Source organism: Streptomyces sp. NP-1717 (assembly GCF_022695985.1).
Classification (GTDB): domain Bacteria; phylum Actinomycetota; class Actinomycetes; order Streptomycetales; family Streptomycetaceae; genus Streptomyces.
In genome coordinates, this window is the sequence record NZ_JAAPBF010000007.1 from 36,540 (window position 1) to 56,813 (window position 20,274).

19 protein-coding genes are annotated in these 20,274 nt (G+C 73.1%); 7 read left to right on the forward strand and 12 right to left on the reverse strand.

Annotated elements, in window-relative coordinates; all coding sequences use genetic code 11:
- Positions 1-154: 154 nt before the first annotated feature.
- Both GXP76_RS02670 and GXP76_RS02675 read right to left on the reverse strand, forming a co-directional pair.
- Positions 155-2,422 carry a serine/threonine-protein kinase gene (locus GXP76_RS02670; protein WP_242569754.1) on the reverse strand — a complete coding sequence of 756 codons (2,268 nt, stop codon included), beginning with the start codon at positions 2,420-2,422 and terminating at the stop codon, positions 155-157.
- Positions 2,404-3,300, reverse strand: coding sequence for an oxygenase MpaB family protein (locus GXP76_RS02675; protein ID WP_242569797.1), 897 nt, complete (start codon positions 3,298-3,300; stop codon positions 2,404-2,406). Before GXP76_RS02675 ends, GXP76_RS02670 begins: the two co-directional genes overlap by 19 nt.
- 305 nt (positions 3,301-3,605) lie before the next feature.
- Here GXP76_RS02675 and GXP76_RS02680 point away from each other — a divergent pair, with 305 nt between their 5' ends.
- Positions 3,606-5,231 (forward strand): ATP-dependent DNA ligase, encoded by a 1,626-nt coding sequence (locus tag GXP76_RS02680; protein WP_242569755.1) that lies wholly within the window; start codon positions 3,606-3,608, stop codon positions 5,229-5,231.
- Between the two features lie 49 nt (positions 5,232-5,280).
- Here the strand turns inward: GXP76_RS02680 and GXP76_RS02685 are convergent, their stop codons facing one another.
- The 5 genes from GXP76_RS02685 to GXP76_RS02705 form a co-directional block, all read right to left on the reverse strand.
- Positions 5,281-6,333, reverse strand: coding sequence for a phosphatidylinositol-specific phospholipase C domain-containing protein (locus GXP76_RS02685; protein ID WP_242569756.1), 1,053 nt, complete (start codon positions 6,331-6,333; stop codon positions 5,281-5,283).
- A gap of 188 nt (positions 6,334-6,521) precedes the next feature.
- Positions 6,522-8,456, reverse strand: coding sequence for a potassium channel protein (locus GXP76_RS02690; protein ID WP_242569757.1), 1,935 nt, complete (start codon positions 8,454-8,456; stop codon positions 6,522-6,524).
- A gap of 150 nt (positions 8,457-8,606) precedes the next feature.
- A complete protein-coding gene (locus tag GXP76_RS02695) occupies positions 8,607-9,812 on the reverse strand; it encodes a methyltransferase (RefSeq protein WP_374359696.1) in 1,206 nt (401 codons plus the stop codon).
- A gap of 74 nt (positions 9,813-9,886) precedes the next feature.
- Positions 9,887-10,177 (reverse strand): hypothetical protein, encoded by a 291-nt coding sequence (locus GXP76_RS02700; RefSeq protein WP_242569759.1) that lies wholly within the window; start codon positions 10,175-10,177, stop codon positions 9,887-9,889.
- A 4-nt stretch (positions 10,178-10,181) separates the two neighbouring features.
- Entirely contained in the window at positions 10,182-10,910 is a 729-nt protein-coding gene (locus tag GXP76_RS02705; RefSeq protein WP_242569760.1) for a TetR/AcrR family transcriptional regulator, read from the reverse strand.
- A gap of 304 nt (positions 10,911-11,214) precedes the next feature.
- On the opposite strand from GXP76_RS02705, the gene GXP76_RS02710 reads away from it, so the two are divergent.
- The 3 genes from GXP76_RS02710 to GXP76_RS02720 all read left to right on the forward strand — a co-directional run bounded on the left by GXP76_RS02710 (position 11,215) and on the right by GXP76_RS02720 (position 13,575).
- Complete coding sequence (locus GXP76_RS02710; RefSeq protein WP_242569761.1) at positions 11,215-11,850, forward strand: hypothetical protein; 636 nt, start codon at positions 11,215-11,217, stop codon at positions 11,848-11,850.
- Positions 11,851-11,932: 82 nt separating this feature from the next.
- Positions 11,933-12,634, forward strand: a complete 702-nt coding sequence (locus GXP76_RS02715) for a class F sortase (protein ID WP_242569762.1) — start codon at positions 11,933-11,935, stop codon at positions 12,632-12,634.
- Between the two features lie 59 nt (positions 12,635-12,693).
- Positions 12,694-13,575 carry a GNAT family N-acetyltransferase gene (locus tag GXP76_RS02720; RefSeq protein WP_242569763.1) on the forward strand — a complete coding sequence of 294 codons (882 nt, stop codon included), beginning with the start codon at positions 12,694-12,696 and terminating at the stop codon, positions 13,573-13,575.
- A 69-nt stretch (positions 13,576-13,644) separates the two neighbouring features.
- Here the strand turns inward: GXP76_RS02720 and GXP76_RS02725 are convergent, their stop codons facing one another.
- Both GXP76_RS02725 and GXP76_RS02730 read right to left on the reverse strand, forming a co-directional pair.
- The gene (locus tag GXP76_RS02725) at positions 13,645-14,313 is read right to left on the reverse strand and encodes a response regulator transcription factor (RefSeq protein WP_242569764.1); all 669 of its coding nucleotides are present in this window, start codon (positions 14,311-14,313) and stop codon (positions 13,645-13,647) included.
- The gene (locus tag GXP76_RS02730) at positions 14,310-15,542 is read right to left on the reverse strand and encodes a histidine kinase (protein ID WP_308354083.1); all 1,233 of its coding nucleotides are present in this window, start codon (positions 15,540-15,542) and stop codon (positions 14,310-14,312) included. The genes GXP76_RS02725 and GXP76_RS02730 overlap by 4 nt, the downstream gene beginning before the upstream one ends.
- A 362-nt stretch (positions 15,543-15,904) precedes the next feature.
- Between GXP76_RS02730 and GXP76_RS02735 the strand changes: the two genes are divergently transcribed.
- Together GXP76_RS02735 and GXP76_RS02740 are read left to right on the forward strand one after the other, a co-directional pair.
- The gene (locus GXP76_RS02735) at positions 15,905-16,108 is read left to right on the forward strand and encodes a cold-shock protein (RefSeq protein ID WP_242569765.1); all 204 of its coding nucleotides are present in this window, start codon (positions 15,905-15,907) and stop codon (positions 16,106-16,108) included.
- 375 nt (positions 16,109-16,483) lie between these two features.
- The gene (locus tag GXP76_RS02740; RefSeq protein WP_242569766.1) at positions 16,484-18,004 is read left to right on the forward strand and encodes a DEAD/DEAH box helicase; all 1,521 of its coding nucleotides are present in this window, start codon (positions 16,484-16,486) and stop codon (positions 18,002-18,004) included.
- Positions 18,005-18,083: 79 nt separating this feature from the next.
- Here the strand turns inward: GXP76_RS02740 and GXP76_RS02745 are convergent, their stop codons facing one another.
- Positions 18,084-18,392, reverse strand: a complete 309-nt coding sequence (locus GXP76_RS02745; RefSeq protein WP_242569767.1) for an SCO5918 family protein — start codon at positions 18,390-18,392, stop codon at positions 18,084-18,086.
- 295 nt (positions 18,393-18,687) lie between these two features.
- On the opposite strand from GXP76_RS02745, the gene GXP76_RS02750 reads away from it, so the two are divergent.
- Positions 18,688-19,005 (forward strand): hypothetical protein, encoded by a 318-nt coding sequence (locus GXP76_RS02750; protein ID WP_242569768.1) that lies wholly within the window; start codon positions 18,688-18,690, stop codon positions 19,003-19,005.
- Between the two features lie 59 nt (positions 19,006-19,064).
- Here GXP76_RS02750 and GXP76_RS02755 read toward each other — a convergent pair whose 3' ends face one another.
- Complete coding sequence (locus GXP76_RS02755; RefSeq protein WP_242569769.1) at positions 19,065-19,709, reverse strand: endonuclease; 645 nt, start codon at positions 19,707-19,709, stop codon at positions 19,065-19,067.
- Positions 19,706-20,140, reverse strand: a complete 435-nt coding sequence (locus GXP76_RS02760) for a hypothetical protein (protein WP_242569770.1) — start codon at positions 20,138-20,140, stop codon at positions 19,706-19,708. Before GXP76_RS02760 ends, GXP76_RS02755 begins: the two co-directional genes overlap by 4 nt.
- Positions 20,141-20,274: the final 134 nt, after the last annotated feature.

The following is a 20,274-nucleotide window of genomic DNA, read 5'->3' on the forward strand; positions in this document are numbered from 1 at the left end:
CGCCCGTAGGGCGGGGCCCGCGGCGGCTGGTGCGGTGCATCGCAAGGCGGAGGACCGGCGTTGTGGATGGATCTGCCGTACTCGGCCGGGTCCGACAACGCGGCGAGGTGCCGTGCCAGGCGCTGCGGGCCAGGCGGGACTTCGCGGACACCCCCTAGCGGCGCCCCGCCTCGCGGCGTTGGCGGAGGGCCGCCACTCGGCGGTAGAGCTCGACCGCCTCGCCGCCCCTGCCGAGCTGTTCGAGGCAGTGCGCCTCGTCGTTGCGGCTCGCGAGCGCGTCGGGGTGGTCCGGGCCCAGGACGCGTTCGCGGGACTCCGCCACCCGGCGGTAGACCGCGAGGGCGTCGGCCCAGCGACCCAGCCAGCCCAGGGCGACCGCGACCTCGCGGCGGCTGACGAGGGTGTCCGGGTGGTCGGGGCCGAGGACCCGTTCGCGGATCGCGCACACGTCGCGGGACTCCGCGAGGGCCTCCTCCCACCGGGCGAGCCGGCCGAGGTTCACCCCCAGCCCGTGGCGGGCACGCAGCGTCTCGGGGTCGGCGGGGCCGTGTACGCGGGTGCGGTCGTCGACGAGGCCCCGGTACAGCTCCAGGGCCTCGGCGCTGCGGCCGAGCCGGCCGAGGCTTATGCCGACCTCGTAGCGCGCCGCGAGGCTGTCGGGGTGGTCGCCGCCGAGCGCGTGGGCGCGGCCGGCCGCGACGTCGCGGTATGTCTGGAGCGCTTCCGTCCAGCGGCCGAGCATGCCGAGCGCGTAGGCGACCTCGTAGAGCGTGACCAGGGTGTCGGGGTGGGTGGCGCCCAGGACCCTGGTGCGGGCCGTCGCCACCTCGTGCGCCATCCGGTACGAGTCCTCGATGCGCCCGAGCCGGCTGAGGTTGAAGGCGAGGTTGTGGCGGCAGCGCAGCGTGTCGGGGTGGTCGGGGCCCATGGTGCGCTCGCGGGAGGCGAGGACCGCCGCGTACACCTCGTGCGCCTCGAAGTGCCGGCCGAGCTGTCCCAGTACGTACGCCGTCTCCTGACGTGCCGCCAGGGTCTCCGGGTGGTCGGGGCCCAGCGCCCGTTCGCGGCCTTCGGTGACGCGGACGAACTCCCGCAGCGCGTCGGCCGTCCGGCCGGTCCGGCTGAGCGTGAAGCCGACCTCGTAGCGGCTGCCGAGGGTGTCGGGGTGGTCGGGCCCCAGCGCGTGCTCGCGCTCGGCCGCGACCGCCCGGTGCACCTCGCCCGCCTCGTCCCAGCGGCCGAGTCTGCCCAGGCTGAGGCCCGCGCTGTGTCTGCTGTTGAGCACGGCGATCTGTTCGGGCGAGGGAGTGGGTCGTTCGGGGCGGGCGTAACCGCCGGAGGCGGGGCCCGCGGGTCCCGACGGCGTGGTCCACTCGCCGGTGAGCCCCGCCGTGTGGTCCGGGGGCGTGATCAGCGCCGGGGAGGAGCCGGTCGCCTTGTGACCGATGGTCATGCCGTACGTCCAGGAGGGCAGCCGCGAGCCCGGACCACCGTGCGGCGTCGATCCGTCCGCCGCCGGAGGGTGCGCGAGCACCGGCACCGGCACCGGCGGCCGGCCCTCCCGGCCGGACACGGAACGGGCGGCGATGATCTGGTGCCGGAGCGCGGTGGCGTCCGACGGCCGCTCCTCCGGCGTCTTGGCGAGCAGGTCGAGGACGATCCGGTCCAGGAACTCCGGCAGTTCGGAGCGGTGGCTCCGCAGTGGTGTGGGGACGGTGTCCCGGTGCCCGACCAGGACGGCCCACGCGTCGTCCTGGTCGAAGGGCGGGACCCCGGTGGCGATCTCGTAGAGCACACAGCCGAACGAGTACAGATCACTGCGGTGGTCCACGGGTCCGCCGCCGATCTGCTCGGGCGACATGTAGTGCGGCGTGCCCATCGCGATGCCCGTGCCGGTGAGCTTGGAGGTGAAGCCGATGTCGTGGCCGAGGCGGGCGATGCCGAAGTCGCAGATCTTCACCGCGCCGTCGGTCAGCCGCATAATGTTGGCGGGCTTCAAGTCCCGGTGCACGATGCCCTGTTCGTGCGTGTACGCGAGCGCGTCCGACACCTGCTCGGCGATGTCGACGATGTCGGGCACCGCGAGCGGGCCCTGTCTGTTGTCCTCCAGGAGCTGGCTGAGGTTGCGCCCTTCGAGCAGCTCCATCACCAGGTACAGCACGCCGTCGTGTTCGCCGAAGTCGTGGACGACGGTGACGCCCCGGTGCTGGAGGGCGGCGGCGACGCGCGCCTCGCGCCGGAACCGTTCGCGCAGCACCCGGGTGAACGACTGATCCTGCTGCGGGCCGAGCGGCTTGAGGCATTTGACGGCCACGTGCCGGCCGAGCGACTCGTCCTGGGCCCGCCACACCTCGCCCATGCCACCGCGCCCGATCAGATCGAGCAGCCGGTACCGGCCCTGGATCAGACTCGTTTCCGCCATTGCCCGCTGTCGCCCCCGTCGCCTCTCTGCGCCCTCCCCGGCCCGTCCAGTATGGCCGCCCGTCTGCGGAGTTTGGCAGCCTGTCTCCTGAGTTTGCGTGGGGTTGGGCGGGCGTCGGGCCCGAGTCTGGCCATCGCGCCCCTGATGTGGCCCGGTGGGATGCGTCTGCGCAGCCGGCCCGGGACGGCGCGCAGGAGTACTCCGGTGAGGACGAGACGGCGGGTCACGCGCCGTGGGCCGGGGGCTTGTCTGCCGTACAACTCGTGGGCGCAGGCGGGCAGTGAGTCGTACGCGAGGGCGGAGACGTGCCGCCACAGCACGGCGCGGGCCGGGACGAGCAGGGGGTGTACGGGCGGGCGGCGCAGGAAGTCGTCCACTTCCCGTGCCTCGGGTCCGGCGGCCAGCTCGGGTCCCACCCGTGCGAAGTACGCGGCGAGTTGGGCTCTGTCGGCGGGCACTCGCGCGGGGTCGAGGCCGACGAGGCGGGCGCCCTCGCGGTGTTCGTCGATGTAGCGGTCGGCCTGCTCGTCGGTGAGCGGGAAGCCGGAGCGGCGCAGGACGTGCAGGTAGGAGTCGACCTCGGCGCAGTGCACCCAGAGCAACAGGTCCGGTTCGTCGACGCCGTAACGCTCCCCGGTCGCCGGGTCGGTGACCTTGATGCGGGTGTGGATGCGGCGGACGCGGGCGCCGGCCTTCTCGGCGGCTTCGGTGGTGCCGTAGCTGATGGTGCCGACGAAGTTCGCGGTTCTCCGCAGCCGTCCCCAGGCGTCCTTCCTGAAGTCGCTGTTCTGGATGACGCCGCGCACGGCGCGCGGGTGCAGGGCCTGGAGGTAGAGCGCCCGGACGCCGGCGATCCACATCATGGGGTCGCCGTGCATCTGCCAGGTGACGGAGTCGGGGCCGAAGAGGCCGGGGTCCGCGTGAGCACGGGCGTCGGCTGGGACGCGGGCGCCGGCCTGGGCCTGGGCGTCGGCTCGGACGTCGGCCTCGGCCCGGGCGTGGGCGTCGGTGCGGGCGTCGCTGTCCCCGTGGCTCACCGTGCCTCACCCCTCCGCCGTCGACCGGACTGCCCAGGTTAGCCTCGCGCCGGCCGTCGCCCGCCGGTGGGCGCGGTGCCGGCTCCCGGCACGGCGCCGGCCGCCTCGGAGGGCGCGCGGGCGCGAGGCGTTGCAGGATGGGCCGCATGCTGCTGGCCACGCTCGCCCATGTCTCACGGGAGGTCGCCGCGACGTCGGCGCGCTCCCGCAAGATCGCCCTGCTGGCCGAACTCTTCGGCGCGGCCGAGCCCGCCGACGTACCGGTCGTCATCCCGTGGCTGGCGGGCCGGCTGCCCCAGGGGCGGATCGGTGTCGGCAGACAGGCGCTGAAGGACCCCGCGCCGCCGGCGGAGACGGCCACGCTGACCGTCCGCGAGGCGGACGACGTCGTCACCGCTCTCGCCGCCGTCTCCGGCCCCGGCTCACAGACCGTCCGCAGACGACTCGTCCAGGACCTGCTGGGCGCGGCGACCGAGGAGGAGCAGCGATTCCTGATCGCGCTGCTGTTCGGTGAGGTGCGCCAGGGCGCGCTGGACGCCGTCGCCGGGGAAGCGCTGGCGCGGGCGACACAGGCTCCGCCCGCCGCCGTACGGCGGGCCGTGATGCTGGCGGGGTCGCTGCAGAGCGTCGCCGAGCGGCTGCTGGCCGACGGCCCCGGAGCGCTCGCCGAGTTCCGGCTGACGGTGGGCCGCCCCGTACTGCCGATGCTCGCGCAGACGGCGGGTGGCGTCACCGAGGCGGTCGGGCGGCTGGCGCCGTGCGGTGTGGAGGAGAAGCTGGACGGGATCAGGGTCCAGGTCCACCGGAGGGGCGATGTCGTACGGGTCTATACCCGCACCCTCGACGACATCACCGCCCGGCTGCCCGAGGTGACGGCCGCCGCGCTGGCGCTGGACGGTGACCGCTTCATCCTGGACGGCGAGGTCATCGCCCTGGACGCGGACGGCAGGCCCCACGCCTTCCAGGACGTCGCGGGGCGGGTCGGCTCCCGTACCGACGTCGGCGCGGCGGCCGCCGCCCTGCCGCTGTCGCCGGTCTTCTTCGACGTGCTCGCCGCCGACGGCGAGGATCTGCTCGACCTGTCGTACGCGGAGCGCCGTACGACGCTGGACCGGCTGGTCCCGGAGCCGATGCGGGTCCGGCGGGTGGTGGTGCCCGCGCCGGACGGCGGCGGGGCGGGGGACGGTGACGGGGACACGGCTCCCGACACGGCGGAGGCGGAGGCGTTCTGGCGCGCGACGCTGGACCGGGGCCACGAGGGCGTCGTGGTCAAGGCGCTCGACACCCCGTACAGCGCGGGCCGGCGCGGCGCCGGATGGGTGAAGGTCAAACCCGTCCACACCCTGGATCTGGTGGTGCTGGCGGCCGAGTGGGGCCACGGCAGGCGCACCGGTCGGCTGTCCAATCTGCATCTGGGGGCCAGACGGCCGGACGGCTCGTTCGTGATGCTGGGAAAGACCTTCAAGGGCCTGACGGACGCCATGCTGGAGTGGCAGACGGCGCGTCTGCGGGAACTGGCCGTGGCCGACGACGGCTTCACGGTGCGGGTGCGTCCGGAGCTGGTGGTGGAGATCGCCTACGACGGGCTCCAGCGCTCGTCCCGCTACCCGGCGGGGGTGACGCTGCGGTTCGCGCGGGTGCTGCGCCACCGCGAGGACAAGCCCGCGTCGCAGGCGGACACGCTGGAGACGGTGCTCGGCGGTCACGGCCCGTCCGCTGATCCGGCCGGGAAAACCTTGGACGAAGACGGATCGTCCGAACCCGGGATCTGAGGCGGCGGGGCGCGCTGGACCGCGCGCCCCGCCCCGTCCGCGGCCCCGTCTACCTCCCCGCGCCGCGCTCCACGACCGTGGCGAGCACGGACGGCAGCGGGTACCAGTCCGCCGACACGATGCTCGCGTGCCGCCCCGCCAGCAGCGTGACGCGGTCGCGCGCCTGCGCCTCGGTCGGATTCGTGCCGTCGATGGCGGGCGCCACCGCGTGCGCGTCCGTCATGACCACCAGGTAGTGCCGCTGGTCGTACCAGGCGGTGTCGAAGCCCTCCGCGGCGTAGAGGGACGCGGCGCCGTCGAAGACGACGAACCACGGCCGCAGCGAGGCGTCGGCGTACCGGGTCCGGGGGTCCCCGGCGGCGGCGCCGAGCACGGCGGGGAAGGCCGCCGCGTCGCCGAGCCGGCCGGCGGCGGCGAGGTCCCGCAGATGGGTGGCGTACTCGCGGTCGGTCCACAGCGTGTCGAGCGGGTTCTGCTGCTCGACGGTGCCGGGAATCAGCTCGAAGACGAACTTGCCCGCGAGCGCGGAGCGCGCCGGCCAGCCGCGTTCACGCACGGCGCTGTCGAGGTCCGCGCTGCCGCCCACGAGATCGGCGGGGCGGTAGACCGCGTCGCCGAGCGTGGAGGTCAGGAGCGCGTCGAGCGCGGCGGGGCCGCGTCCGCCCTTGCCCTGGAAGCCGTCCTTCAGCTCGACCTTGACGAGGATCGGCCGGTGGCCGGGGTTGGCGTCGTGCCAGACCTTCATGTCCTTGAGGCAGCCGGGCAGGCCCTGGTCGCGGGCCTTGGTGCGCAGTTCACCCACGTTGGCGGCGTTCACACAGTTGCTGTTGCTGCCGAGCGGGTTGCTGTGCGAGACCCGCCACGACGCGCCGAACACATTGGTCCACACGTCGAGTTCGAGCATTCCGGCACCGGAGTCCAGCGCGTCGGCGAGATACGGGAAGGTCGTCTTCTCGTACGCGTTGTGGACCCCGACCCCGGTGGAAGAGGAGTACGGCAGCTGTTCGTCGGCGACGGCACCGCTCGCCTGGCCGAGCGCGCCCACCAGGGCCAGCGCCCCGGCCGCGCCCGCGGCCACTGTCGTACGCAAGAGTCTTCCCATGTTCCCGGCCTTCCCGTCATACGAGTGAAGTGACGCCGAACAGTAGGGCAGTTGGGTGACGGGCGGGGGGACTGAGGCTTACGTGACCCGGCACCGTCCGCAGTACGGCGGGAACAGACGCACCCGGTGGCCGGTATCCGCGGCGTCCCGCCGGTCGGACCGGGTCGTCGTGGATCGACGGTCCGGCCCTACGGTGCCGGGGGCCGGGGTGAGTTGATTGCCTGACGGCCCATCAGTTCGGCCAGTCCGCGCCGGGTGGCGGCCAGTACGACACGGTCCTGGGCGCGCAGTACATAGCCGGGGTCCAGATCCCAGACCAGGCCGTCGGGCCGGTCCTCGTCGTGGGCGCGCCGGGTGTCCGCGAGATCGGGCAGCCGGTCCCCCGGCGGCGCCGAGTCCAGCGCGATGACCCGCCACGCGCCCGGCCTGAACACCTCCGCGACGGTGCGCCCCTGGAGCCTCGGGTGGCCGGCCACATCGATGGCCGCGACCAGCAGCACCTTGCGCTCGACCGGGATCGCACCGAGGATCTGACGCCCCATCATGGCGATGGCGAAGGCGGGGGCCGCGAGCGTGGAGACGCTGCGGCTGCGGGTCAGTGCCCGGGGGTGGGCGGCGCGCAGCGTCCGGTAGACGGCGGTGGCGAACTCGTCGTCGTACAGCCGCAGGGCGACCCGCAGGTCCGGTTTGACGGACCGCGCGTACAGGGCGGCTTCGAGGTTGGTGACATCGATGCTGGTGAGCGCGAGCAGGGCATGGGCCCGGTGCACCTTGGCCGCCTCCAGGACCCCTTCCTGCGTCACGTCGCCGACCACCGTGGGCACGCGCAGGCTCCGCGCCAGGGCGATGCCCCGGGCCTCGGGGTCCTCCTCGACACACACCACCGGGATGTCCAGTTCACGCAGCCGCACCAGCACCCTGCTCCCGATCTTGCCGAGGCCGAGCAGCACGATATGACCGGAGAGTCCGCGGGGCGGCCTGCGCAGCGCCGACGCGCTGCGGAACGTGCCGAGCGCTTCGAGTACGGCGGCGAGCAGGACAGGCAGCAGCAGCAACCCGGCCACACCGGACAGGAGTTGGATCACCTGACGGTCCAGGTCCTCGCCGGTGGCGGGGTCCCCGATGGCGAACAGGTCGAGCAGGACGATGTACGTCGCGTGCAGGGGGTGGTCGTCGGTGGTGATCGCGGACGCGACGGCCAGGGCCAGTACGGCGACGGCGATGCCCGCGAACGACCAGCGCAGCCGCCGGGAGAAGAGCGAGCCCAGCGGGGCGCCGCGCCCCGTGGTCCGGCGGCGTGACAGCGGCTCGCCCTCGTGGGAGACGGCCTCCAGGACCACGGTGCCCCGGCCGGTGGCCGCGGCGGTGGTGTCGTCGTCGGGCAGCAGCCGGGGGCCGTCGTTGCCGCTGCTGTCCGAACCCTCCGCGCCCGCGGGGTCGTTGGTCGTGGACGAGAGCAGGGCGAGGGTGCACAGACCGGGGTCGGCGACCTCGCCGGGGCCGGGCGGATCGCGCTCGACGGCCCGCAGCATCAGCCCGTCGGCCCGGACGATCTTGCTGGTACCGGCCACGGCGGTGGCCGCCAGCGCGGGCGCGGCGGTGTCGGCGTCGGAGAGCACGGTGGTGGACGCGTCGAGCGCGGCGATGTCCAGACCGGGGACGGCGACGGCCGCCGCCTGATCGAGCAGTTCTTCGAGATGCTGGCCGAGTTTGCGGTTGTAGAGCCGGATGACGAGGCGCAGTTGGGGATTGAGGCGCCGGGCGGCGAGGGCTGTCCTGATGTTGACCTCGTCGTCGTCGTGGACGAGCGCGAGAGCCGCCGCCTCGGCCACTCCCGCCTCGACGAGGACATCGGTGTCGAGCTCCCCGGCCTCGATGAGCCGCGGGAGTTCGAAGTCGCCGGGCCGTCCGTCGGGGCCCCCGGTGGCGGGGCCGTACGTCCGGGCCATCACCGCCGACATGCGGCCGATGAGGCCGGAGGCCCTGCCGCGGCCGGTGAGCGGCGCGGGATCCCGGCGTTCGGCCCGTACGGGCGGCACGACGAGGGTCACCTGCTCGCCGTAGACGCCGCGCAGTTCACCGGCCAGCCGGTGGCCGAGCGCGTCGTCGCCGCACACGATCATGTGACCGGGCTGCGAGCCGTGTTGTACCTGAGGCGGAAGTTGCGGCGGTGACGTCACAGGCCCAGTGTGCCGAACTACCGGGCGGAGCAGGCACGTTCCGGCCGGTCGGACCCGGTGCCCCGCGTGATCTTCACCGGATCCGACAGCCGGTCAGCGGCGGACCGCCCGCAGGACCACGAACTTCGGATCGCTCGCCATGACGTCGCAGTTGCCGAACAGCCGCCGCAGCTTGGCGTGGTAGCCGAGATGTCTGTTGCCGACCACCCACAGCTCGCCGCCGGGCCGCAGCGCCTCGCGGGATCCGGTGAACATCCGGAAGGCCGTGGCGTCGGTGGTCGCCTGATGGCTGTGGAACGGCGGATTGTTCAGTACGAGGTCGGCGGACCCGGCCGCCACGGTGGCCAGGCCGTCGCCGACGACGAACTCCGCCCGACCGCCGGTGCCGGCGTTCTTGGCGTACGTCGCCTCGGCGGACGCCACGGCCGAGAAGGACTCGTCGACGAACGTCAGCCGGGCCTCGGGATTGGTCACGGCGACGGCCGTGCCGACGACACCGTTCCCGCAGCCGAGGTCGACGACGTGCTGCGGACCGCGCCGCTCGGGCAGATTGCGCAGGAAGAACCTCGTACCGATGTCGAGGCGCTCCGCGCAGAAGATCCCGGCGTGGTTGACGACGGTCAGGCCGGAGCCGGCGCCGGAGCCTTCGGGCACGGTGTACGAGATCGGCCAGGCACCGGCCGTCGCGCGGGAGCGGGCGTGTTCGGCGGCCGGCGCGCAGAAGATCAGACGCGCCTTCTTCACCGCGAGCGAGGTCCGGGTCGGGCCGAGGATCTGCTCGAAGAGCCGCAGCGTGGAGGTGTGGATCTCGGTGACCTTGCCGGTACCGACCACGACGGTCCCCCGGTGCACGGCCGGCGCCAGCCGGTGCAGCTGGTCCTCCAGGAGGGAGAGACTCTTGGGCACCCGGATCAGCAGGACGTCGATCCGCTCGGGCGGGGTGTCCCGCACCGACAGCAGCCGGACCGCGTCGGTGTCGATGCCGTTGCGCAGCAGGGCGGCGTGGGTCGCCCGCTGCGTGAGGTGCGAGTCGGTGATCTGTACGGGGTGGTGCGCGGCGAGCGCGGTGGCGAGGGCGCCCCACCGGTCGCCGACGACGACCACGTTGCCGGACAGGTCCACACCGGCGCCCCCGGTGACGGCGGTCCCGGCTCCGGCCTGTTCCGCGGCCCCTGTCCCGGCCGCGGCTTCGGCGAGGTGGCGCAGCAGATACTCGTCGGCCGCGTCCCAGGCCCGCAGGGTGTCGCGCGGCTGCTCGGGGAAGCGGGCAAGGTCGAGATCGCCCCAGGGCGTCGTCAAACGGTTCATCGTCCACTCAGGCTAACCGAGCGGCCGGACCGCCCCGTCCGGGACGTAACCCGCTGAGCTGGCGTTCAGCCGTTCCCGCCGTCCGTACGCTCCCGGCGCCCGGCGCCGTCCCGCTGGTCCCGCGCGTGTTCTCTGGCCATCTCGCGGGCCCGCTGGAGCGCGATCCTGGCCTGCCGCACGGTCAGTACGGCGGCGAACTCGGACCGCGCGATGTCGAGGACGACGTCGGCGTCGGCGGGCGGTTCCGGGTGGTTGCGCAGGGCGATGTCCGCGGCGGCCAGCGCGAGGATGTCGTCGTCGGGCGACGCGCCCGGCTGCGACATGGTCCGCATGACCTGGTGCCAGAGTCCGCTCACGCACTCACGCTCCCTCGTCCGCGCGGCCGGCGCCGGGTCCCGGTGCCGTGGGGTGGCCGATCGTGCCGAGCACGTCCCGGATCATCTCGTCCGCCACCAGTTCCCGGGGCACCGCTCCCCCGCTGCGCGCCCAGTGCGCCATCAGCTCGTTGATGGCGCCGATGAGGGCGACCATCGCGAGGGTGTAGTCGCGCGGCACCGCCTCGCCCCGTGCGACGGCGCGGTCCGCCTCACCGACCAGGAAGTCCGACCACAGGCTGCGCCAGAGCACCCGGTGGTCCTCCACGGCGCGGTTCACACCGATCACCTCGACGAAGGCGACCCGCGCGGACGCGAGGTCGGCGGTCACCGCGCCGACGTACGCGCGGATCAGCGCGGTGATCCTGGTCCGGGTGTCGGCCGTGTCGATCGCGGGATCGCCGAGGACCGCGAGTGTCGCCTCCATGCCGGCCCGCGCGACCTGGTTGTGCAGGGCGATCAGCAGGGCTTCGCGCCCCTCGAACTCCTGGTAGAACGCGCGGATCGACACACGCGCCGTGGTGCAGATCCGTTCGATCGACGTGCCCACGTAGCCGCGTGTCGTGAAGAGGTCGGTGGCGGTCGTCATCAGCCGCTCGCGGCGCCGCGCCCTGCGCATGTGTCCCGTGCCGAATTCCGCCCCGGGGTCCGCACCGTCCCTGTCGACACCGTCCGCACCGTCCCCGCGACCCGCGGGTTCATCTGCCGGCTCCATCGCTCTCCCCGAATCCCGCCGTGCCCGGCTCACGCCATGCGCCCATGGCGGAGTCACCGGTAAGAGTGCTTACCGAGCATGGCACGCGCGGTGCGGTCACCGGCCGGGTTTCGGTGAATTGCCGGGGCCCGTACGGCGCGTGCCCCCGTGCCCGTCCACTCACCCGAGCGGCGGCGCAGACGGTCTCCCGGCGTGCGCCGGCACATCATCACTTCTAGCGTCGGGACAACTGTGCGGTGCGTCCGGCTGTCCCCGGCCGTGCCGCCTCCGACGGTCACGCGACGATCAGGAGTTGGGAGATCCGATGCGCAGGATAGGTGCGGCCTCGGCGGCGATCGTGGGCGCCGCGGCTCTCGTTCTCGGGGCGGCGTGGCCCGCGGTCGCGGGCGACGGGGCCGAATTCGAGTACAGCGTCTCCCCCGAGGCGATCGAACCCGGCGGCCAGGTGGAGATCCGGACCAAGGGCTGCCGGGTCCCGACCGTGACCGTCTCGTCGGGGGTGTTCGAAACCGTCACCCTGAACGAGGGCGAGGCGAAGCCGGCCAGGATCTTCGACGATGTGAAGCCGGAAGCGGAGTACGAGATCACCTTCGACTGCGACGGCGCGGTCCGCTCGCTGCCCCTGATGATCAAAGCCGGTAAGCCCGGTAAGCCCAGCAAACCGGGCAAGCCCGAGAAGCCGGCCGAGTCGGGCAAGCCGCCGGGGCCGTGGGAGCCGCCCCGGCCGGAACACCCGGAGCGGCCGGAACACCCCGAGCAGAAGCCTCATGAGCCTCAGCCGCACGAGACCACCGCGCACAAGGGTGTGAAGGCCGGCGTCGGCGGCAGCACCGGCGGTGAACCGAACACGGCCGGACTGGCGGTCGGATCCGCGGTCATCGCGGTCGCGGTGGGCGGCGCGGTCCAGCTCGTCCGCCGCCGGCCGGTGAACGGCTCCTGACCACGTCCCCGCCCGTGGATCCGGCCGCGCCTCGCCGCGCGGCCGGATCCACGGGCCCACCCCCGGCGCCGGACGGTGCGTGATGACGGAAACGGAAAGACTCCGGGCCTCCCGGTGGTCCACGGTCGTACTGCTCCTGCTCGTCGGCATCTTCGTGGTGCGGATCAGCGGCGAGGGGCAGCTCGTCCTCCCGCCGCAGCCCGCCGGAGCGGCGTCCGCCGTGCCGGACGACGGGAGGGACACGGCGAAGGGCACGGCGAAGGACGCGGACGCGGTGCCCAGCCCCGCCGGAGCCGCCGCGAGGGCCGCGCCTGCGCTGCCGGGCTCCACCGCGACCCGGATCCGCATCCCTTCGGTACGGGTGGACGCGCCGCTGACCCGGGTGTCGCTGGACGCCGACGGCTGGATCGACGCACCACCCGCCGGACGGCCCGAACTGGCGGGTCACTTCCAGGGGTCGGTCACACCCGGCGAGCAGGGCACCTCGGTGATCGTGGGCCATGTCGACACCGCCGAAGGCCCCGCCGTCTTCTACGACATCGGCCGTCTCGCCGAGGACAGCCGCGTCGAGGTGACGCGCGCCGACGGCACCACGGCCGTGTTCACCGTCTACGGCGTCAAGTCCTTCACCAAGCGGGGTTTTCCGGCCAGGAGCGTCTACCGCGCGACGGGGGCGCCCGAACTGCGTCTGATCACCTGCGGCGGGGCGTTCACCCGGAAGACCGGGTACCAGGGCAACGTCGTCGCCTTCGCCCGCCTCACCGAGACCCGCAAGGCGGCCTGACCGGCGACGGCGCCGCAAACCCGGTTGCGGCGCGGGCGGCGCCCCGCTGAAGTGGGCGGATGGACACCGAAGCGGTACGCGCGCTCTTCGACCGCCAGATGCGCAGGCAGGCCCCGGCCGACGGTCCGGGGGCCGTGGTCGAACGGGTGGGCGCCGTGGTGCGCCAGACGGCCACCGGGCCCGGCGCGGAGTCGGACGGCGGCTGGAACGGTGTCCTGTGGTCGGACCTGGACGCGGACTCCGCGGACGCGGCGATCAGCGAGCAGATACGTCATTTCACCTCCCTCGGCCTCGAGTTCGAGTGGAAGGTCTACTCCCACGACGCACCCCACGACCTCCCGCGACGGCTGGCCGCGGCCGGGTTCGCACCCGAGCCCGCGGAGACCCTGATGATCGCCGAGACCGCCGCACTGCCGCGTGACGTCGCGCTGCCCGAGGGGGTGCGGCTGGTCGCGGTCACGGACGCGGCGGGTGTGGAGCTGATGGCCGAGGTCCACGAGCAGGCTTTCGGCACGGACCGCACCCGCCTGCGGGAGCGGCTGCTGGCCCAGCTCGCCGCCGCTCCGGGCAGCGTCGCGGCGGGTGTCGCCATGGCCGGTGACCTGCCGGTGAGCGCGGCGCGGATGGAGCTGCCGGCCGGCACGGAGTTCGCCGGCCTGTGGGGCGGTGGCACCGTCCCGGCCTGGCGCGGCCGGGGCCTCTACCGCGCGCTGGTCGCCTTCCGTACGCGTCTGGCCGCCGAACGGGGCTACCGCTACATACAGGTCGACGCGTCGAGCGACAGCCGCCCCATCCTGCGACGGCTCGGCTTCGAGGAGCTGAGCAGGACCACCCCGTACGTCCACACCCCGCGGACGACGTCCCGAGACACAGACGCCGCGCCGGACGGCGGGCAGGGGCGCGGCGAGGCCCCGGGCGGCGGCGCCTGCCGCCGACGGTGACGCCTGCCACCGGCCGGGGCGACGAGCACGGGGATCGGTCGCGCGGTGGTCGGCGCACCGGCTCGCGGGTCAGCGCTCCCCCACCCGCACCAGGCCCGTCTCGTACGCGAGGACGACGAGCTGCGCCCTGTCCCGTGCACCGAGTTTGATCATGGCCCGGCTGACATGGGTCTTCGCGGTCAGCGGGCTCATGGCCAGCTCCGTGCCGATCTCCGCGTTGGTGAACCCGGCGGCGACCAGCGCCATCACCTCGCGCTCCCGGCCGGTGAGGTGGTCCAGCCGCTCCGCGCCCAGCGCCTCGGGCACCCGGAGCCGGACGAACTCCTCGACGACGGAGCGGGTGACGGCGGGCGCCAGCAGGCTCTGTCCGGCCGCGACCGTACGGATCGCCGCCCGCAGTTCGTCCGGCTCCATGTCCTTCAGGAGAAAGCCCGCGGCGCCCCACCGCAGCGCCTCGAAGATGTACGTGTCGACCTGGTACGTCGTGAGCATCACGACCCGGACCTGGTCGAGCGCCCGGTCGGCGGCGATACGGCGGGTGGCCTCGATGCCGTCGATGCCCGGCATCCGGATGTCCATCAGGACGACGTCCGGCCGGGTGGTGCGCACCGCCTCCAACGCCCTGATCCCGTCGGCGGCCTCGGCGACCACCACCAGGTCGTCGGTCAGGTCGAGCAGGGCACGGAAGCCCGCGCGTACGACGCTCTGGTCGTCGGCCAGCACCACGCGCACCGTCACGGCCGCCCCTCCCCCCGGCCGGCGCGCGGTCCGACAGGCAGCCAGGCACGTACGAGGAAGCCGCCGCCCGGAACCGGGCCGTACTCCACCTCGCCGCCGGCCGCCGCGGCGCGCTCGCGTATCCCGAGCAGTCCGAACCCGCCTCCCGGTCCCGCCCGTTCGCCGTCCACGGGCTCGGCGCGCCGCCCCCCGGCGGCCTTCCCGTCGTCCACGACCTCCACCGTCAGCCGGTCGCCGTGGCGGACGACGGAGACGGCGGCACGCCGGGCGCCCGAGTGCCGGACGACGTTGGTCAGGGCTTCCTGCACGATGCGGTGGACGGCCAGTTCGGCCATCGGCGGCAGCCCCTCCAGCTCGCCCTCCCGCCGCATCACCAGCTCGACGCCGCCGCCCTCGAACCGTTCCGCCAGCTCGCCGAGCCGGTCGATCCCGGGCAGCGGCGCCGTCGGCTCGTCGTCGCTCTCGCGCAGCACGGTGACCGTGGCCCGCAGTTCACGGACCGCTTCCCTGCCCGAGTCACGCACCTGCCGCATCGCCTTCCTCGACACCTCCGGCCGTAGGTCGAGCGCGTCCAGCGCCACGCCCGCCTGCACGGTCATCGCCGTCACCGTGTGCGCGACGATGTCGTGCAGCTCGCGTGCCATACGTACGCGCTCCTCACGCACCCGCCGCGCCGCCTCCCGCTCGCGGTCCTCCTCCGCGCGGGCGGCCCTGGCCTCGTACGCGCGCAGCAACTCCCGTCTCGTACGCACCACTTCACCCAGCAGCAGCGGTACGAGCGGCCAGAGCATCTCCAGGAAGGGCAGGCCCTGCGGGTTGACCACGTCATGGCCCACCCGGATCGCCACGGCGCCCGAGACGACGGCGGCGACCACCGCGGTCCGCACCGTGCGCCGCCGGTCTCCGGCGACCGCCACGGTGTAGAGCGCCACGATCACCGGCAGATTGAGCATTTCACCGATGTGCCCGTACAGCGCCCATCCGGCGCAGGCGGCCCCCGTGATCACGGCGACGGCCACCGGCTCGCGGCGCCGGCGCACCAGCGCGAGCAGCGAGACGGCGAGCAGCAGCCAGGTGAACCAGTCGGCCTGCCGGTACCCGGGTTCGTTCACGGCGGCGTCGGACGCGGTGAACAGACCGACGCCCGCCGCCACCAACAGGTCGGCGGTGAGCGGTGGCAGTTCTCCGGCGCGGGCGCACAGGCGCTCGAAGGTCATCACCAGGTTCACACCGTGAACGCTAGGCGCGCCGGCCGGGGCGCGTATACGCCGCCGGGAGTAGGCACCGGGTGAAGAACCGGAGAATATTCCCGATCGCGGATCCGGAAATCTCCTCCGACGGCCCGGCCGATTTTCCGGTGCGCCGCCCCGGGCGGCCAAGACGTCCCGTACTCGATCGCATGCACCGTGCTACTGTGGACATCAGTTGCAGTTGTGGTTCCCGAAGACTTCAAGTGCTCTCGCCGACTATGTGTGTCGGTGAGTGCGCTTTTGTATTTCCGGTGCTTTTCCGGACGGGGTAATCATCTAAAGGCGACGTGGGGTTCGCACAGTGCGGATCCCCGGGCAGCATTGCCCTGAAGGAGATCAAAATGGCCAGTGGCACCGTAAAGTGGTTCAACTCGGAAAAGGGCTTCGGCTTCATCGAGCAGGACGGTGGCGGCGCTGACGTCTTCGCCCACTACTCGAACATCGCCGCCTCGGGCTTCCGTGAGCTCCAGGAAGGCCAGAAGGTGAACTTCGACGTCACGCAGGGCCAGAAGGGCCCGCAGGCGGAGAACATCGTTCCCGCCTGACGCCGATGCGCGAGACGTAGCCGGCGCCCGCACCTTGCGATGCGGGCTCCGGCTACGTTGCTTTTTCTCCGGGGCCCGCCCGGTGCGCGTGACACCTCCGAGTGTGGCGCGGGACCAGGTTTCTCCTCGCTGTCCTGACGGCCGGCCGACGAATGTTCACCGATGTCGGCCCCGCACCGGATGGCCGGGCCCCCGTACTCCGGCGACCCGTTCGCCTGCGCTCGGTCGATTCCGAGCATTTCCACGTGCCGGTTCCGGCGTTCCACGCCCCGGCGCGGCTCTGTTTTTGTTTTCCCCGGCTCGTTCTTGCGATTCCTTGCGCGGTCATTCTGCCCAAGAGTTCCTCGATACGTGCCGCATCGAGAGAGGTTCAGCATGAACCGCACGCCTCGCACGAACGACCGTTACTCGCGTACCCGCTCCGGTGGCTCCGGCGGTGGGGGCAGCCGCTTCCGCCCGCAGTCGTCCGGCTCGGGCCGCCCCGGTTCCTCCGGCCGGTCCTACGGCCGCCGTCCCGCCGCCGTGCAGGGCGAGTTCGCCCTGCCGGTCACCATCACGCCCGCGCTGCCCGCCGTGGCGACGTTCGCGGAGCTGGACATGCCCGCGCCGGTGACGACGACGCTCACCGGACTCGGTGTGAGCGAGCCGTTCCCGATCCAGGCGGCGACGCTGCCGAACTCGCTCGCGGGACGCGACGTCCTCGGCCGGGGCCGTACCGGCTCCGGCAAGACCCTCGCCTTCGGCCTGGCGCTCCTGGTGCGCACCGCCGGACAGCGCGCCCAGCCGAAGCAGCCGCTCGCGCTCGTTCTCGTACCCACCCGTGAGCTGGCGCAGCAGGTCACCGACGCGCTCACGCCCTACGCCCGCGCGCTGAAGCTGCGGCTCGCCACCGTCGTCGGCGGCATGTCGATCGGCCGGCAGGCCGGCGCGCTGCGGGGCGGCGCCGAGGTCGTCGTCGCGACGCCCGGACGGCTCAAGGACCTGATCGAGCGCGGCGACTGCCGGCTGGACCGGGTCGCCATCACCGTCCTCGACGAGGCCGACCAGATGGCCGACATGGGCTTCATGCCGCAGGTCACCGAGCTGCTCGACCAGGTGCGGCCCGAGGGGCAGCGGATGCTGTTCTCGGCGACGCTGGACCGCAATGTCGACCTGCTGGTCCGCCGCTATCTGAACGACCCGGTGGTCCACTCCGTGGACGCGGCCGTCGGCACGGTCACGACCATGGAGCACCACGTCCTGCATGTGCAGAACGCCGACAAGTACGCGACCACCACGGAGATCGCGGCGCGTGACGGCCGGGTGCTGATGTTCCTGGACACCAAGCACGCCGTCGACCGGCTGACGGAGCACCTGCTGAACAGCGGCGTACGCGCCGCCGCGCTGCACGGTGGCAAGTCGCAGCCGCAGCGCACCCGGACGCTCTCGCGGTTCAAGACGGGTCATGTCACGGTGCTCGTGGCGACGAACGTCGCGGCGCGCGGCATCCACATCGACAACCTCGACCTCGTCGTGAACGTCGACCCGCCGAGCGACCACAAGGACTATCTGCACCGCGGCGGGCGTACGGCGCGTGCCGGGGAGTCGGGCAGCGTCGTCACGCTCGTCCTGCCCAACCAGCGTCGTGACATGACCCGCCTGATGGCCGACGCGGGGATCGTGCCGCAGGTCGCGCAGGTGCGTTCCGGTGAGGCGGAGCTGAGCCGGATCACCGGGGCGCAGGCGCCCTCGGGGGTGCCCGTGGTCATCTCCACGCCCCCCTCGGAGCGTGTCAAGAGCGGTTCGGGCGGCCGTGGCCGCCGTCCGTCCCAGGGCCGGAGGTCGTCGGGGAGCGGCGCCTCGCAGGGCCGCTCGGGCGGCGCGCGTCAGTCGTCCTCGCGCAGCTGGTCCGCGTAGCCGCGCGGACCGGGTCCGCATACGGCGGGCCCCCGTCACCGGTCGGTGACGGGGGCCCGCCGTATGCGGTGCGCGCGGATCAGTTCCGCGCGGGGGTGCCGAGCATCGCCGACGCGGTCTCCAGCGGGCTGGCCTCCACCACCGGCGCGGGGGCCGGGACGGGGCGGCAGGTGAAGCCGAGACGGGTCAGGGCCCGGGTCACCTCGGAGGCGGAGAAGTCACGGCGGTCCTGGCGCGTGATCACCTCGCCGACCTGCTTCACCGGGTACGTACGGCGGCTGATCACGACGGACTCGCCCGTGATCGGTTCGGGCTTGATGCCCTTCATCGCCGCCTGCACCTCGCTCTTGACCAGGTCGAAGGGGAAGCGGGCGATGACGCAGCGCATAGTGCCTCGGCAAGGAGAAGGGGGATGCGGAGCCCTCAGCATCCCACATGAAACCCGGGCCCGGAACCGGAACCTCCCCCGCCCTCGTGGGCCGTTGTCCGCGGATTCATAGGAGCGCCCCGGAATGGGATTCCCGGAAATGGACCCGAATTGGCCGGTCGGAGGGGATTCGGCCGGGGAGATCGGGGCGGTGATCCGGATCCGGGAGGTGATCGCGGCGGAAAACCGGGCAGTCACAGAATGAGGCGCGAAGCCCGACCCCGCACGGCGGGGGCCGTCAACGCCAGGAGTTCGCATGACCGCGTACGTCATCACCGTCCCGGGCACTTTCCTGCGCACGCTCGACGCGGATTCCCGCGCGGCGCTGCTGCGCGCCCTGCGGCCCGCGGACCCGCAGCACACGGCTCTGGGTGAGGCCGAGGACCTGGACATGCTGACGGTGAACGAGGGCGGCACCTTCAGCATCCGGCTGGAGATCGAGGCGGAGAACAAGCGGGGCGCCGAGACGGAGGCGAAACGGGTGGCGGGCGCCGCGCTCGGCGAGGCCGGGTTCTCGCAGGACGAGGCGCCGCTGGGGTCGGCGTTCGTCACGGGCATCGACAGCGAGTACTGAGCACGGCACCGGGACCGCCGGTCCTGATCGGTCCTCCGGGGGCGTCCCGGCCGCCGGACTCAGCCGCCGGACGTACTCAGCTCCTCGACGATCCCGTCGTCCAGTGAGGCGCGTACCAGCGCGGCGGCCAGGGCGGCGGGGCCCGCGTCCCCGGCGAGCCGGGCGAGCGCCGCGGTGTCGGTGCCGAGGCCCAGTCGTTCGGCGCCGCGCAGCGCCTTGGTGTCGAAGTACGGCGCCACTTCCGGCCAGACGGCCTGCGCCTCGCGCAGGAAGATGTCCGCCCCGACGGGACCGATCCCCGGCAGGTCCTGGAGCAGCCGGCGCAGCACCTTGATGTCGCCGTCCGCCTCGCCGCGCATACGGCGCGGGTCACCGTGCCACCGCCGGATCAGCAGGTCGGCGCCGTCGCCGAGCCGGGTGGCGGTGCTCTCGTCGTAACGGCGGTAGCCGCCCCGGCCGAGGGCGTCGACACGCTGCTGCCAGGTCGCCTCGGTCATCCGGCGTGGGTTGCGCAGGCCCGCCTCGTCGAGGGCGCGCGCCGTGCTGACGGCCACGCCGGCGCGGATGGGGGCGCTCAACAGGAGGGCGAGGAGCAGGAGTTGGTAGAGGGGCTGCGGTGTGTCACGGAGCCGGATGCCGGCTTCCCGGGCGTAGGTGCTGCCGTGGGAGCTCAGCAGGGCATCGGCGACGGCGCGCCGGTTCACCGGAATCGCAGGGGGGTCGTCCGCGCGCCGCGCGGGGGGCCGGTGTTGGTACGGCCGGCGGCTCGCGGGGCCCCGTAGGCGCGGCGGCGGGCCGAGCGGCGCAGGGCCTCGGCCCGCGCTCTGGCGAGGTCGGCGCGGGCATGGGCGAGCCGGATCTCCTCGGCGTGGAGATCCGACTCCCGGGTGTCGTCGTTCGCGCCGGAGTCCGCGTCCCGTGAGGCTGTGTCCCGCGATTCCACGTCCTGTGAGTCCGCGTCCTGTGAGTCCTCCGCCCGGGAGTCCTTCGACGGGGCGTCCGTCTCTCCCTCGGCCGGCCGTGGTGCCTGGAGATGTGGCAGCAGGATCTCCTCCATGCGCCCGAGCGCCACCATGACGAACAGCATCAGCACCGGAAACACCAGGGATATCAGTACGGTCGGCAGCAGCCCCATTTACCCAGTCCCTTTCTCTTCCCGGCCCGGGAGGCGCCGGATTGAGCGGTGCCGGCCAGGAACGCGCCGACCTGAGATGCGCGTGGAACACGAGCGGGCATGTCGTTCACGGGCGTACTTCGCTTGGGGGCCGT

Coding starts and splice junctions, on each gene's coding strand:
- GXP76_RS02670 (WP_242569754.1), bottom strand. CDS start 2,422: ATGGCGGAAACGAGTCTGATCCAGGGCCGGTACCGGCTGCTCGATCTG.
- GXP76_RS02675 (WP_242569797.1), bottom strand. CDS start 3,300: ATGCACGGCGACCCCATGATGTGGATCGCCGGCGTCCGGGCGCTCTAC.
- GXP76_RS02680 (WP_242569755.1), top strand. CDS start 3,606: ATGCTGCTGGCCACGCTCGCCCATGTCTCACGGGAGGTCGCCGCGACG.
- GXP76_RS02685 (WP_242569756.1), bottom strand. CDS start 6,333: ATGGGAAGACTCTTGCGTACGACAGTGGCCGCGGGCGCGGCCGGGGCG.
- GXP76_RS02690 (WP_242569757.1), bottom strand. CDS start 8,456: ATGATCGTGTGCGGCGACGACGCGCTCGGCCACCGGCTGGCCGGTGAA.
- GXP76_RS02705 (WP_242569760.1), bottom strand. CDS start 10,910: ATGGAGCCGGCAGATGAACCCGCGGGTCGCGGGGACGGTGCGGACGGT.
- GXP76_RS02710 (WP_242569761.1), top strand. CDS start 11,215: ATGCGCAGGATAGGTGCGGCCTCGGCGGCGATCGTGGGCGCCGCGGCT.
- GXP76_RS02715 (WP_242569762.1), top strand. CDS start 11,933: ATGACGGAAACGGAAAGACTCCGGGCCTCCCGGTGGTCCACGGTCGTA.
- GXP76_RS02720 (WP_242569763.1), top strand. CDS start 12,694: ATGGACACCGAAGCGGTACGCGCGCTCTTCGACCGCCAGATGCGCAGG.
- GXP76_RS02735 (WP_242569765.1), top strand. CDS start 15,905: ATGGCCAGTGGCACCGTAAAGTGGTTCAACTCGGAAAAGGGCTTCGGC.
- GXP76_RS02740 (WP_242569766.1), top strand. CDS start 16,484: ATGAACCGCACGCCTCGCACGAACGACCGTTACTCGCGTACCCGCTCC.
- GXP76_RS02745 (WP_242569767.1), bottom strand. CDS start 18,392: ATGCGCTGCGTCATCGCCCGCTTCCCCTTCGACCTGGTCAAGAGCGAG.
- GXP76_RS02750 (WP_242569768.1), top strand. CDS start 18,688: ATGACCGCGTACGTCATCACCGTCCCGGGCACTTTCCTGCGCACGCTC.
- GXP76_RS02760 (WP_242569770.1), bottom strand. CDS start 20,140: ATGGGGCTGCTGCCGACCGTACTGATATCCCTGGTGTTTCCGGTGCTG.